The organism is Pseudomonas sp. NY15435 (genome assembly GCF_048068295.1).
Classification (GTDB): Bacteria; Pseudomonadota; Gammaproteobacteria; order Pseudomonadales; family Pseudomonadaceae; genus Pseudomonas.
Window position 1 is genome coordinate 31684 of record NZ_JBLUQA010000016.1, and the last position, 14055, is coordinate 45738.

Below are 14055 nucleotides of genomic sequence, written 5' to 3' on the forward strand. Positions count from 1 at the left end.
GGACCGGTCATGCTCTATATCCGCACCGGTAAGCCCGGCCACGGCAAAACCCTCAACACCATTCGCGAAGTGGACGCCAAGGCCAAAGCTGAAGGCCGCATCGTCTACTTCCACAACGTCGCCGGCCTCAAGCCCGAGAAACTCGAAGCAGCCTGGTTCGAGTTCGAAGACCCGTTCAAATGGTATGAGCTGCCCCAGGACGCGATCATCGTCGTGGACGAGGCCCAGGGCTGGTTCGGCGCGCGCGACCCGCGCAATCGCCCGCCGGAGCACATCACCCGCTTCGAAACGATGCGCCATCAGGGCCACGAAGTGCATCTGGTCACTCAGGACCCGCGCTATATCGATGTGCACCTGCGCCGCCTGTGCAACGGCCATATCCACTATTGGCGGGTGTTCAAGAGCCAGCAGCTGCTGCGCTTCGAATCCGAAGCCGTGATCGAGGCCGTCGAGAAGAAGACCAGCTTCAAGGATGCCGACAAGACGGTCATCAAGCTCGATAAGAAGTACTTCGGCGTCTACACCAGCACCCAGGCGCAGCACCATTTCAAATTCAAGCCGCCGAAGAAGATGGTGCTCGCCCTGGCGGTGATCGTCGGCGCCGGCTTCATGGTGTATCGCGCCTTCGAGCGCTACCAGCAGGGCAGCAAGCCGGCAGAAGCGGCGGCCACGGCCAGCGCACAGCAAACCCAACCCGGCATGGTCGATCAGGCCAAGTCGATGGTGGGCTCGCTGATCAGCCCTAACGGCGGCGACGCCCCGAAGCCTGTCACTCCCGAGCAGTACATCGAGCAGCGAAAACCCCGCATTGCTGACCTGCCAGCCTCGGCCCCGGTGTACGACCAGCTCACCACCCCAGTCAGCAAGCCACGCATTTACTGTTTGTCCACCAGTGACCCGAGGCTGGTAGAGCGACGGCCGCCGGAGACGGTCAAGGACGGCCAGTCGTGCCAGTGCTACACGCAGCAGGCGACCAAGTTCGCCACCAGCTTCGAGTTCTGCCTCAGCGTGGCGCGCAACGGTTACTTCGATCCGACCTTGCCCGACCGTGGCACCGGCCCTGATGCGCGCATGGCGCAGCCGTCACCTCCACCCCCGATCTACCCGAGCGCCCAGCCAACGACCAGCAATGAGCCCAGCGGGCCCACGGTGACGGTCATTCCTTATGAGAAGGGCAGATTCCTGTGGTGAGCCCGCCAGGGCCGTTTTGCGGTTTGAGCCGACGCAGGAGGCCACCCGCAAACGGCCCGGCGGGGCGGCCGACGACCCTGTAACACGTCGGATAACCCACTGATCACTGTTTCGTTTTGTTCCTATTTGGAGTGTTTCCAATGACCAAGCCACAACACCAAGTCCGTGTCACCCTCAAACCCGGTGGCGAGATTTATGAGTCGCCCGAAGGGCGTTTGTTCTTCGATGACAAGCTGGCCAAATTCACTGACCTATCCGGCGTGCGCCTGCTTCGCTGTGGCGTGGACACGCTCCGTCAGCTTTACAACGGCCTGATTCGTCCCGAGGTCATGGCGGTGTTCGATGAACCCGAAGACATCGTAGAGTTCGCCGGCTACCAGTGGGCCAAGGGCAGGGTAGGGCGTGATTCGGGCTACCAGTACCGGCTCCAGAACGCCGATATGGGCCTGATCCTGCTGATCAAGAACCACAACGTGAAGCTCGAAAACATCGGCCCGCACCTCAAGATTGAAGTGTCTCCGCACGCCCTGGATGGCGCCGATCCGACGATTCTGCAAGGTGTGCTCGATGACCTTGCGGCGGGTGTCCTGGCTGGCTGCGAAGTGAACCAATGCGCCGTGCACCTCGCGCTCGACGTGCAGGGGTGGACGCCTACCTCTGACCTCGTTGACCGCATGCGCTGCCGCTCGCACCGGGTGCGCCAAATCAGCGGGATCGACCGTATCGAATTCGACGGCAATGCCTCGGTGTATGGGCGCGGTGAGACCTTCATGTTTGGCTCGGCCAACGGCCTGCAACTCTGCATCTACAACAAGACGCTACAGGCCCGGAGCACGGACAAGCTCGACTATTGGGAAAACGTCTGGGCCTCCCTCAACGGCGATCCCTTTGGCGATGGCGAACCCGCTTACAACCCCCTGGAAACGGTGTGGCGCATCGAGTTCCGCTTCCATCACTCGGTGGTGCAGCAGTTCTCCGAAGGCTCCCGTATGGCCTCTGGTGAAGTGATCGGCTGCCGCACCTACTCGGGCCTCTGCCCGCACCTGCAAGGGCTGTGGGAATACGCCTGCGACAGCTTCCGCCTCTTGCTGGATAACCCGAAGTGGTTCGATCCGTTCTGGTCGTTGATAACCCTGGATACCAAGGTGCAGGTAGAGGCCGATCCGCTCATTGAGCGCACGGAATACCGTCGTTACTACAAGACAGCTCAGGGATTCTCGGGCAAGAACTGTGAGATGTTCCTGGGCCAGTTCGCCAGCCTGATCGCAAGGGAGCGCGTACCGCCAAAAAAAGCCCTTGAGGTCGGGAGAACGCTTCCCTTCTGGCATGTGATTGAGGATCACTACACCGCCAAGGGCTACAGCACTCGCGACCTCGAAAGGCACATCATCGGGCTCATCAACGACCGGTACTTGAAGCGGGGATATGCGATCTAATGAGCATCACCAAGCTCCTCGATGGCCGTTGGTTTGTCGATGTCGAGCCGATCAAGGGAAAGCGTTTCCGTAAGCGCTTCAAGACCAAGATGGAAGCGCAGCAGTTCGAAGCCAACGCGCGCCAGAAATGCGCCGAAAATCCTAGCTGGTCGATCAAGCCCAAGGACCGCCGCAAACTCTCCGAGCTGGTCGAACTCTGGTATGAACTGCACGGACAGACTCTCGCCAACGGCAAGCGCTGCGTGGCGATTCTGCGGCTGATAGCGAAGGACTTGGGCGATCCTATAGCGGCAACCCTGGAGCCGGCCAAAGTGGCCCGTGTGCGCTCCTTGCAGGTCGCTAAAGGCATGTCGGGGAAGTACGCCAATAACCGCCTCGGCTACCTCAAGTCCATGTACAACGAACTCCGGCAGCTCGGGACCATCGACTACGAGAATCCTGTCGGACGCATGCGACCACTTAAGCTTCAGGAAAAGCCGCTGTCGTACCTGACCAAGCATCAGGTGTCCGAGTTGCTGGCCGCGCTCGATGCTCGCACTACGTCGCCGCATCCGAAGATGGTCGCTCGCATCTGCCTCGCAACAGGTGCTCGATGGGGAGAAGCCCAGGCTCTGACTCCCGAGCGGTTGAAAGGCAATACGGTCATCTTCGCCAACACCAAGTCGAAACGTGTTCGCTCGGTTCCGATCTCCGAGCAGTTGGCCAGCGAGATTCGCCAACACTGGCGGACCCACGGACCTTTCACCAACTGCCTCGGCGTGTTCCGCATGGTGTTGCTCTCCACGTCGATCAAGCTTCCGAGAGGGCAGGCCAGCCACGTGCTACGCCATACCTTTGCCAGTCACTTCATCATGAACGGTGGGCATATCGTGACGTTGCAGCACATCCTGGGGCACGCCTCGCTGTCGATGACAATGCGCTATGCGCATTTATCGCCCGAACATCTGATTGATGCGGTGAGGTATGGGCCGCTCGCGGTGAACGACAGTAACCACAATATGTAGTGGTCAGCTCCTGGTACGGCAGTGCTGTGGTTAATTTATGACCTGATCAGGACGTTAGAAATTACACTTTGCGTGTAAGCCCGTAGGAATGGGGTCTAGACCGATTTATGCACCGGTGCATAAGTCACATGTTGCACACAAGTTATCCACAGCTTTTCCCCTATTTGTCGCCTTGCAATCACGGCGCTAAGGGCATATCTTGTGCTCAGCCGTTGGTCGCCATGTCAATATGATGGCCGCCAGCAAAGGGATTTAAGGCAGAGAAAGCTGCAGCCGACGCTACAGAAGGTAGGTATTGAAGCTTGGATATGAGAGATATGCTTGACCGCCCTATTTTGGGGCGATAGCATATAAAGTGCTGGAATTATATCCAGTAAAGAACGCCCCTGCCACGCGAGTGGCAAGGGCATTAGCAGCGCAAAGTTGGGTCGGCCGTCAAACTGAGCCCTTCAGAGCGCTAAACCCCAAGCCCGATAAGACTGGAGGCGGTTTGGCATTCTACAGATTTGCACGTTTTCGCACAATCACTTTTAGGCTCAGGAAGCCTATCTGGTCAAGCGTGTAGATCAGATATTTGTACCACCTCTCGTTCTGTCTGGCTTCTCGTTTGCGAGGAGTCCAAGTATGGACAGCAAAGACGACGAGTTTGAGTACGTTTACTGCCGTTACAGGAAGTGCGGTAACCGCCTCCTGGATGCGAGGGCGTATGGCCTAAAGGCCTGGCGGCTTCGTATTCGCCGGAAGAAGGAGAAGTAGCATGCTTCGCGATACCGGCGGCTGCGGATGGTATATGTGCATCAATACCGTAGGTTCCGCTTTGGACGGTGGGAAGATGTTTCGTCCCACTACAGGAGCCACCCTGGGCAGCTAGCGTTCGATTTCTAGCGCTCAGTAGGAGAGGAGATGGGTAATCCATCTCCTCTTTTTTATGCGTGTCTTTTGAGCTGTTTCGACACTTTTTCGACACCTTCCCGCCCCCAAAAACGCAAAACCCCCGAAACGCTAGGCATTTCAGGGGTTCGGCAGGGTGTTCTGGAGCGGGCGAAGGGAAATGCAACCATTCGCCTTAGGCCGCATATCGACTGCTTCTCCGGATGGATATGGATGCAGTCGATATCAGGAACTGATCAGGTCAGCACGTCGTCATGATATCCGGATTTCAGATAATTTCCAGCACCAATGCGAAGAATTTTTTGTGCTGAGAGGGCGAGGTTAGGCTGTTGATCCATCTAGTTGAGGAAAGGCGCCATATCCATACCTCTTGGACAGCGGGGGAGTGGATGAGCTAAAGCCAGGTGACGTGTTCCGAGGATCACAACGGAGCATCAAGATCTACGGCAATACCCTCAACAAGGCTCTGAGCACGCTGTCTGAGGTTCGCGTCCACGGCCAACAAGCGCTCTGGATGAGCAGAAATGTCTCTAGCCAATAGCGCCAGAAACCGGGAGAGCGCCGGGTCATCCATCGTGTCTGCATCCTGGTCTTTCTGGTCAGAGGAACACATCAGGGGATACTCCAAAGCGTTTCGACAACGCCACGATTTGTCGCCGAGTGGGTTGGCGTTTTCCGCTGAGAAGGTCGCCAACGACTTTCGCATCGGCCACCTCTGGCAGGTCCGCAGGAGTTAGATCATGCTCGGTCATCAGATAGTGCAACATTGCAGCTGCGCTTACCTGGGACGCCGGATAGTGAGTCGCGTCGTACTCTTCCAGGCTGTCACCAATTCGGGCGGAAAGCCCTGAAAACGGGTGCATTTCGTCATTTCCGATCATGGCCAATAGCTGATCTAGCACCTCCACCAAAGCTAGGTAGTCCCGCTCATTCGCGGGCTTTCTCAGTAGTGGTTCTACAAAGAACCAATGCGCGCAGGCGTGCTCCAACAAGGTGGGTTTCGGCAGAACCTCCATAGTCGTGGGGGGAGCGTGATCCACTCGACCGAAGCGCTCTTCATCAGGCCAGGGCGCATCATCGAAAAGTCTCACTGTGCGTTGATCCCTACGAAGGCTTGAAAGGGCATAAAAGAAGCAAGCTTCACAGAGACTCAGCCGGTAATTCTCACCGGCGTGTCTTGCTCCTTGTCCCCAGTTCGCAGTCAACTCGCCACACTGGGGACGACTATTTTCAAGTGGAAGCACCCGGAGGCAAGCACTGCAAAAGGTGTCTTGGGGCGTCACGGTTTTCGACATGTCCTTCTCCTCATGCTGTCCCGGCACATCACTTCATCGAAGGCCCCACTCACGCAGGCGCACATCCAGATTATTGAGGGGGATGACAGCGGCGTTCCTGACTGCTGTGGGCAAATCACAGAGAAGGTCGGGCAATGCACGGAACGTCTGAGCGGTGTCACGCAGCCGATCAAACATTGCGCTAGGTTCAGCAAACTCCGCCAACGCCTGGCATGCAGGCCACCATACCTGCCGCTCAGAGCGTTCTGCTGTCCATTTGGTCGAGCGGGTGATGCCCTCAGGATCGAGCACCATCGGCGCGAGATCATAGATGGGAGCTAGCTTCAGCTGACCTTCGCGCAGAACTGCGATGTTTCGTCCGTGATTATCAGGGTTGCCCAAAACGCGATTGAGCAAATCCCGGCGTAGATATTCGAACACGAGGTCTTCAATCTGGTGAGATTGTCCTGCGTCGCGCCATAGCGCTGCCAGGGCGGCGATCACGTTCTCGTGTCTCATGGAGGAGCCTGGTTGCACGTTGCCGCAGAGAGAATAAATCGACTCCACGGGAACTCGTCGCACCTGCTCCTTGAGGACATATCGATCAAAGCGGGGCATCCAGAGGCTGGGAATACGATCCTCCTCGAATGACAGCCCATCCAGCGCAATTGACTCCAGCCCCACCTTACCAACAGCCTGATAGTAGAGATATTCGCTGTACAGAATGTCTCGATCCAATGAGGTTGCACGGCGCGGAAACTTCACTAGCCAATGTCTCTTCGCCAAATGATCAGGAAGTGCTGCATCGGCCTGAAGCACTCCCGCCCGGGTTTCAGTCAACAGTAGCTTGGGAGCTTCGCCGCCTGCACCAAGGGCACCGGCAGCCATTCCATATTCATTGCCTGGCTCGAGGAGGCGGAGGTTTTGCTGAATCACCTCTTCGCGGTGCAGAGTTTCAGTTGGAGCTTCTGACACAAGCTCTGTCGATTCCTTCACTCGCAGGTGTCCAATTGGCGCGGGCGTACACAACTTCAGCCAGTGCAAGTCCTGCGCAATATCCAGCCTCCGCTCCATATTGCTTCGTGCCAAAAACCTCCGCGCCGCTCCTGAGGGAGCAATGTCGTAGAGAAAGGCCGGGAAGCCAGACGAGTAATGGCAATCCCAATCGAGGCGATGGCACGCGCTGATGGAGGGAGCGAGGGGAGAGCCAAGCTCATCATAAAATGCGGTCAGGAAGGCATCTGCATAACGAAATGCGCAGGGGCCGAAACGCCCCTGCTTGGGATGGATGAATTCCATGTTGATCGCGTCGTACCAGCGATCACCTATGTACGCCTGAAGAGTTAACTGCAGGGGCTTTGACATGCTCCCCTCCGGTCACCACATTGGCGACTAGTGAATGGACAGAACAACACTCAATGGGGCGGACCTGCGCGTACCCTTGCCCAGCAACACATAAACGGTATTCCGACTTACGAAAAAACCGGCATCGTCTCTCGAGACCTCGAACGTACTGCGGATCCAAGAGCCCGGTGGACAGCGCAGCGCGCTATCCAGAACGACGCGGTGGGCCAGGATTACGGTTGGACGCCTACCGCTGCGCTCGATTACCGCGAGAGCTTCAGGTGGGCATTCCAGGTCAATCAACGACCAGTCTCGCACCAGGCAGTAAGGTCTCCTGGGGAAGCGTCGTAGGACCTCCGCTTCTGCATCAGCCTCACTCAGCATGCATCCCTCCAGTGGGGTTCCATCTCCATGTAAGGTGTCCCAGGCTTGGCCCACCAGTTGTTCCAAATTCATCCCTGTACCTCCGGTACATGCAGTTCAATCAATTTATGGGGAGACCAGTCTGTCAACTCACCGGGATACCCCTTTGGATTGCATACAACTCGGGTACCTGACAGCTCATAATCCACGGCTGTATGCACATGACCATGCACCCACAGCACCACCGGGCTTCCCATCAGGTCATCCCATTGATTCGCAAAGGCGGCATCCAAGTGCCCCCCCGCGTGGGGGTTGCCGTGCAGAGATTTCAGTGAGGGCGCATGGTGGGTAATCACCACGGTCGGGCCGGCAAAGTGCATGGCTAATTGGTCGCGTAACCACAGGCGCGTCAGTGACGCTTGAGTGATGAAATCCATAGGACGGCAAGGGCGATAGTTATCGGTCCGGATTTGCCGGAAATCGTTTAGCAATTGCTCTGCCATCGCCGCTGCGACAGGTTGATTGCCTGTTGCAGTGAAATCCGTCCAAGCGGTAGTCCCTAGAAAGCGCACCCCGCCAATTTCCACGACATCTCGCTCCAGCACCCGAACCTGATCGGTCTGTGCCGCCCGTAGCTTTTCCAAGGTTCGCCCGAGGTGTCCTCGGTAGAACTCATGGTTACCCGGCACGTACAGCACCGGGCAGGAGAAGGTCTTCTTCGCCCATTCAACGCCGCGAACACCAACGTCGATATCGCCAGCAAGGATCACGACATCTGCCGCAACATGGGCCGGTTGGAATTGCTCGAACTCGTTGTGCAAATCCGATAGCACGTAGATGTGCATCTCTAACCCCACGAAATGCCAGTTGCGATAGAGGATTGCTGTCCGCAGTGGGAGCTACGAGCCACGGTTCTGCTGCGGGGCGGAGAAGCGGCACCGGTCTTCACGACGTGCCCTTTCCGCGGCCATAGAGCATCTGTTTGAACGATCAATTTAATAACGGCCTGTTATCTATTTTGGTTGAATATGAATAGCGCACTCCATCCTTGCCGTCAATTAATCGCATGATCCGCGTAATTTCCGGCAAAATGAGTCATCGCTGGAAGGAGGGGACGGTGGGAAGACGCATCAAAACAGCATGGTTCAGCCAATATCGAGCGGCCTCTGCTGAGCTTCCCTCTGCTCTAGCCAATGGGGAGCGTAGAGGAGAGGTGTTGCTGCGTCACACCCAGGGCGCGGGGGTCAAAGAGTCGACCTTTGCTCGCATGATGAAAGCTGGCCGAGCGTTGGATAATCTGATGCCCGAGCTTCAGGTCGAGCAGGTGCGCTGCACGTACATGCAGGCAGACTTTCTTGGCAAGATCGCCCAGATATCAGCAGTCCGTGCACAAGCGCTGCTCGATACAGTGCTGAACAACAACTGCACTATCGAGCAACTTAAGACTGCATTGATCGAGCTGCAACAGACGCAACCGGAGACAGCATCACTTCATAACAGGGACAGCACTAGGCGGCTTGTCCTAGCCCATGAGCGCTATTGTGCTGAAGCCATTGCTCGTTCCGGCGCGGTTTTTTTTGGATCACCCAATGGCAGTATCTTGCGGCAGATTGGCAGCACGCAGTACCAGGCTCCAAATTTTGTCGTGACGCAGGGGGAGAAGATTCAGGCCGCCATTTTTACTCGGGTCGGAGGAATATCGAAGTCCGCAATGGCTGTCAGCTTGGAGTTCCTCCAACTTGCAATCGCCCATCATGCGCTAGTACCCAGAGTTTGGTATCTGCTGCCAAAGGACAGTCCAGTCGTTGCCCCGCTGACTCGCCTGGCAACCATAGTGGGTGGAGGTCCGCATCAGAAAGGGTGGCTGAGGATTGCAACGCTCGATCCGGAGAATAGAAGCCTTGAGGTGCAGAGTGATGATGCTTATTTGGCTCAGGCCTCTCTATCTATTTTTGAGTCCGACTTGAGCGAACTTCGCTGGACAGGGCGCGACGTTGCGACAGGCGAAGAGATAAGCCTCAACTATTTCAGAGCTCTCGCAGATGGATAGTCATGCAATCGATGTGATAGCGGTTGCCATCCTGTGCATATGCTGGAAAGCACCGTTCAGCATGCGTGTGGATTGATCCAGACGCCGTAAGCTCATGTGCATCTGGGGCAGTAGTTGCAGCTACTGATTGGGCCGGGAGCAATTGTGAAAAGCCCTTATGACCATGGTGCGTCCTATCTAGACGAACCACAGTCACCGGCGGATATCGGCCAATTGCTGTCATTCATTGACTGCCCGCTTCTCTGGCTGAGATGCGTCAGCCGTGCAGCAGAAGGCTAGTGCTGGATATCTTCGATTGTGTACCCCTTGTCCGGACACCTTAAATGCACGGATAAATGGCGCCATGATCATGACCAATGTGATCGAGAAGCGCTGTCTATAAGGGCTCAAATGCTGCGGAAAGGGGAGATTGTTTCAAGATATTACAGGATGAATCGGCTGAAAGCCGCGATTTTGAAAGCCTGTCCATCCATACAGGGTGGAAATAAAACCAGTTCACAATTTGCGCACAAGTTATCCACAGGGTGGATGCCTTGCTTTGTCAAAAACACCCCATTACCTTGTATCCCAGCCCAGCAGAAACCCCACATCTTGTGTTTTTGATGGGCGCGCTGCGGAGTCAGCAAAGGCAGCGGGTATGCGTGCAAAGTTTGGTCGCCGAACACGCATATCCGCCTTCCCTGATCCAATGCGGACATTGGTGGGACGCGCATTAGAGAAAAATCCAACTCTGGCTGTCAATCAATCGAGTTGGTTTTCCGCTGAAGGGTCGCTCCTGCCTACTTGATCCTACGTAGATACAGGAGCACCTAATCGTGCCGAAAAATACGAAGCAAACATCGTCCCAAGTAGCCAGCCTGGCTTCCAAAGTCCTCCGCAACGACAGTTCCTCGGCCATTCAGAAAGAACTGGCGGGATCGGCTATGTCGCAAGCATCGACTAGTAAGCAAACCGGCGCGGACATGGAGGCGAAGGCCGGCCGTGTGCTGGAAAGCGACAAGTACAACGCCACCACCAAGACCCTCGCGGCTTCGGTGCTCTCCCAATCGAACAGAGAGCGGGAGGTGTGACATGCCCCAGTATTACGTGAACCGCAACGCCCAGGCCAATGGTGATCACGAAGTGCATACCAGTTCGTGCGTCTTCTTGCCGGCATTACACAACCGCCTTGATCTTGGCTACCACACAACCTGCATGACCGCAGTACGTCAGGCGCGCAATATCTTTCCGCAGTCGAATGGCTGTCGTACGTGCTCTTCGGTCTGTCACACCCAATAGGCTTCGATTGGGCTACTTGGGGGCAGCCGAAAGGCTGTCCCCATTTGAAAAGTGAAGTCCTTTGCTAAGTCGATTGGGCGGTAAAGTCGAATGATTCACGATCATGAATACAGTTTGCTCGGTGGTGTCAATCGGGCGTTGATTGGGCGATACCTAACGATACTGGCAAGCGCCATTTCTGGTGTTGCAGTTTTTTTGTTGCTCTCAGCTGAGGATTTGGCGAAGAGATACAACCTACCTGTAAATCTTCCACCAACTGCGCTCTCATTGCTGGGGGCGGGCGTGGTTTTCGCTCTGCTATACACCTTGTTTAATAAGACGGTGTGGAAATGGCCGTGGGCAGTGAAATATCTGAAGGTTCCTGATCTGTCTGGAGAGTGGTTATGTAATGGAACCACGCTGGATGCGGCAGGACACCCAGTGTGCAATTGGGAGGCAAATGTTTACATTTGCCAAACTTGGGACAAGATCAGGGTGCGTTTGAAAACACACCAGTCTGGTTCAAATAGCATTACCGCTGCGTTGGTTTACGACGAGGCTGATGGCTACCGTCTTCTTTATAACTACCGAAATGATCCTAACCCTGGTGAGCCTGAGCTTAGGGGGCATGTAGGTAGTGCAAATTTGCTATTCACGATTTCCTTAGATGGTGCGACGGGTGATTATTTCAATGGTTATGGTCGCCCTACATATGGGCGTATGGAGCTGAGGAGGAAAAATGAGCAACTCAATTAATGACCGTATCAGTCGTCTCCGCTCCAGGCGCTCAGGGCTCGATAGATCCTCCGTGATTGCATTGGATGCCAAAGACTTCATTGTGAATCGCAGCCTCAATCAGGAGCGATGGGAGGGGCGGGCCAAAGACAAGCCCTACACGACATTTGCACTGGGGGCCATGCAGGAAGTCGATCCTACCTACACACGCATCAGTCTCGAAACGGCAGAGCGGGTGAGTAATCAGCTGGCAAGGCGAATGTCTGGGAGCATGGAGTTTGAGTTGCAAGGGTCTGTGCCGCTGAATGTCCATATCCGTGGAGTCAGTGATGTTGACCTATTGGCATTGGATGCCGATTTCTACACCTACGACAGACGTGGGGCGATAAGCCTCTCTGGGCAGTACAACTCACCATCCACGCGCACCTCGGTTGGTGTGTTGACCGCTAGAAGGGCAGAGATAAGTCGAGTTCTTCGTGAGGCATTTCCTGTCGCAACTGTGGATACGTCGGGATCCAAAGCTATCAAGTTATATGGCGGCTCTTTGGCACGGCCCGTTGATGTCGTGCCTTCCCACTGGTACGACACCATCGAGTATCAGGCATCGCGCCAGAAACATGACCGGGCAGTAACTATTCTTGATTCACATAAGAATACCACTGCCGATAACTGGCCTTTCCTGCACATCAAACGAGTACGTGAGCGCTGTGAGAGCACCGGGGGTGGCCTACGTAAATCAATTAGACTGTGCAAGAACTTGAAGGCCGAGCTAGAGGCGGAAGGTCAAAGCGTGCCCATTTCAAGTTTCGATATCGCTTCCGTTATGTATCATGCCAATATGACTAGCCTCACCGTTGGGTCACTCTATGAGTTGGCAATTTTGGCTGAGACTCAAAGGCATTTGGACTATCTTTGGGTCCACAAAGAAGCCGCAAGGAAGCTATTGGTTCCAGACGGCTCGCGTTTTATATTTAATGAAGAGGAAAAATTTACCGGATTGCTCTATCTTTCCATTGCCATGGACAACTTGCTGCGCGAGGTGGCGAAAGAGCAAAACCACCAACTGAGATTCTCCGAGACGCCGATGCTGGATGCGAGTCGAGAAACTGTGATTAAGTCTGCGATACTCTAAATACTCCAAAACAACTCCTGTGCCTGCCCTTGTGCGGTCACAGGAGAGTTATCCGGTATACGTGCAATGCCATTATTGCAAGGGGCTGTCTAGAGGCATAGTTGTTACTGAGCAGGTCTCATAGGGTATTTGCCTCGTCCGAAGGATTATATTGGTTGGCAGTTCGCTCTCGGGAGTGGCCGATAACGGTCATGCTAGGTCGCTACTAGTCGTTAATAGCTAAAAGTATTTTGTAGTATTTGGTTTTCGCCAGACATGAAAAACCATGTATACCATTAATCGTTAAACCCTACTGGAGTCATATGATTCATCGTAGTCAGGAAGAAGCTATAGCAACTGAGTATTTCTCCCAGGCAAATGGAACAGTTGCCTTTCTGCTCGTATCTCTCGGATATTCCGCCTTGCAATCGGATCACCCTGAGCCATTTGCATGGTTTTCGTTATTTGTATCTTTGATATGGCTTTTTTCAATTGGTGGTCCATATAGAAGTATCTTGAAGTATTACTTGCCTAAAAATTCGTCAATGGCAAGGTATATATCTATTGTCTGGCGACTGAAGATATTCATCATATCTCTGGGCTTCATCTTAGCTGTTGCGCTGGGAATGACGACTGACGATATATACTTATTCCTAGGCTACAGCGTTGGCTAGAGATCTTGTAAAAGCCTTGCAATTTGCTCATTTCGAGTTAGGCATATCACCAGCAGGATTTTACATGAGCTTTGAGAAATCAGATGGTGAAGCACTATAAGTGAAAAAGATTCCTTAGGCCGGCAGTTAGTGCTACAGGATTTTCATATGTTTTGGTATCAGTAGACAGCAGAGCAATCTGCCAATGAATAATATGATGGTTCGTTGAGATCAACTGCTCCACTGGCAGGTTCTTCCGACAAATCGGTCGCTCCTTAACTCAAATTTTAGAGGTGGAAATGAGTTCGCGCTCCCTCAAGGCTAATGAATTCTTTGAGTGGCTGAGTACTGGCACAGCTGCTGCGTCGCTAGCCTTATTTATCTACATAATCTCCTCCGCAGAAATAAATCTTAGCGCAGCCGTTTTATTTGTTATTTCAATGCCCTTTTCTGCGGCTGGAACTGCAATAGCAAAAGAAATTTCGATCCACGAAAATACAACAAAAAAAGCTAGCCTCATGCATGCCATCTCTCTTACAGCAGGAGGGCTTTCCTTCTTGGGAGGCCTTGGGGTTTTATCACTATCAGTTAGTGCCTGGCTTCTTATTACTCTGTTTTTGTCATTTTGCGTTGCATTAATCATTTACTCGCATGCATACAATAGCCTGGCTGTGCAGTCGCCAAAAGTGCACTAAACTATCGATGAATTTGTTCGCTGGACCGCCCAAAGCTACGCTTTAGCTGTT

The 14055-nt window shown here is 54.3% G+C and carries 13 protein-coding genes; 8 read left to right on the forward strand and 5 right to left on the reverse strand.

Features of this window, described 5'->3' with window-relative positions; genetic code table 11:
- The first annotated feature begins 9 nt into the window (after positions 1-9).
- The 3 genes from ACNFH5_RS27500 (at position 10) to ACNFH5_RS27510 (ending at position 3631) form a co-directional block, all read left to right on the forward strand.
- Entirely contained in the window at positions 10-1191 is a 1182-nt protein-coding gene (locus ACNFH5_RS27500; RefSeq protein WP_416751580.1) for a zonular occludens toxin domain-containing protein, read from the forward strand.
- Between the two features lie 140 nt (positions 1192-1331).
- A complete protein-coding gene (locus tag ACNFH5_RS27505; protein ID WP_416751582.1) occupies positions 1332-2627 on the forward strand; it encodes a hypothetical protein in 1296 nt (431 codons plus the stop codon).
- Positions 2627-3631, forward strand: coding sequence for a tyrosine-type recombinase/integrase (locus tag ACNFH5_RS27510; RefSeq protein WP_416751584.1), 1005 nt, complete (start codon positions 2627-2629; stop codon positions 3629-3631). The genes ACNFH5_RS27505 and ACNFH5_RS27510 overlap by 1 nt, the downstream gene beginning before the upstream one ends.
- A gap of 1312 nt (positions 3632-4943) precedes the next feature.
- Here the strand turns inward: ACNFH5_RS27510 and ACNFH5_RS27515 are convergent.
- The 5 genes from ACNFH5_RS27515 to ACNFH5_RS27535 are packed head-to-tail and all read right to left on the reverse strand — an operon-like array spanning position 4944 to position 8348.
- On the reverse strand, positions 4944-5228 hold the full coding sequence (locus ACNFH5_RS27515) for a type II toxin-antitoxin system PrlF family antitoxin (protein ID WP_416751586.1): 285 nt from the start codon (positions 5226-5228) through the stop codon (positions 4944-4946).
- The gene (locus ACNFH5_RS27520; protein ID WP_416751715.1) at positions 5122-5817 is read right to left on the reverse strand and encodes a helix-turn-helix domain-containing protein; all 696 of its coding nucleotides are present in this window, start codon (positions 5815-5817) and stop codon (positions 5122-5124) included. Before ACNFH5_RS27520 ends, ACNFH5_RS27515 begins: the two co-directional genes overlap by 107 nt.
- A 33-nt stretch (positions 5818-5850) precedes the next feature.
- The gene (locus ACNFH5_RS27525) at positions 5851-7161 is read right to left on the reverse strand and encodes a type II toxin-antitoxin system HipA family toxin (RefSeq protein ID WP_416751588.1); all 1311 of its coding nucleotides are present in this window, start codon (positions 7159-7161) and stop codon (positions 5851-5853) included.
- Positions 7162-7188: 27 nt separating this feature from the next.
- Positions 7189-7596: a DUF6957 family protein gene (locus ACNFH5_RS27530; protein ID WP_416751590.1), complete on the reverse strand. Its 408-nt coding sequence runs from the start codon at positions 7594-7596 to the stop codon at positions 7189-7191.
- Positions 7593-8348: a metallophosphoesterase gene (locus tag ACNFH5_RS27535; RefSeq protein ID WP_416751592.1), complete on the reverse strand. Its 756-nt coding sequence runs from the start codon at positions 8346-8348 to the stop codon at positions 7593-7595. Before ACNFH5_RS27535 ends, ACNFH5_RS27530 begins: the two co-directional genes overlap by 4 nt.
- Before the next feature lie 221 nt (positions 8349-8569).
- Between ACNFH5_RS27535 and ACNFH5_RS27540 the strand changes: the two genes are divergently transcribed.
- The 5 genes from ACNFH5_RS27540 (at position 8570) to ACNFH5_RS27560 (ending at position 14004) form a co-directional block, all read left to right on the forward strand.
- Complete coding sequence (locus ACNFH5_RS27540; RefSeq protein ID WP_416751595.1) at positions 8570-9553, forward strand: hypothetical protein; 984 nt, start codon at positions 8570-8572, stop codon at positions 9551-9553.
- Between the two features lie 815 nt (positions 9554-10368).
- On the forward strand, positions 10369-10623 hold the full coding sequence (locus ACNFH5_RS27545) for a hypothetical protein (protein ID WP_416751598.1): 255 nt from the start codon (positions 10369-10371) through the stop codon (positions 10621-10623).
- 298 nt (positions 10624-10921) lie between these two features.
- On the forward strand, positions 10922-11566 hold the full coding sequence (locus ACNFH5_RS27550) for a hypothetical protein (RefSeq protein WP_416751600.1): 645 nt from the start codon (positions 10922-10924) through the stop codon (positions 11564-11566).
- The gene (locus ACNFH5_RS27555; RefSeq protein ID WP_416751602.1) at positions 11550-12677 is read left to right on the forward strand and encodes a hypothetical protein; all 1128 of its coding nucleotides are present in this window, start codon (positions 11550-11552) and stop codon (positions 12675-12677) included. Before ACNFH5_RS27550 ends, ACNFH5_RS27555 begins: the two co-directional genes overlap by 17 nt.
- 931 nt (positions 12678-13608) lie before the next feature.
- A complete protein-coding gene (locus ACNFH5_RS27560; RefSeq protein WP_416751604.1) occupies positions 13609-14004 on the forward strand; it encodes a hypothetical protein in 396 nt (131 codons plus the stop codon).
- Positions 14005-14055: the final 51 nt, after the last annotated feature.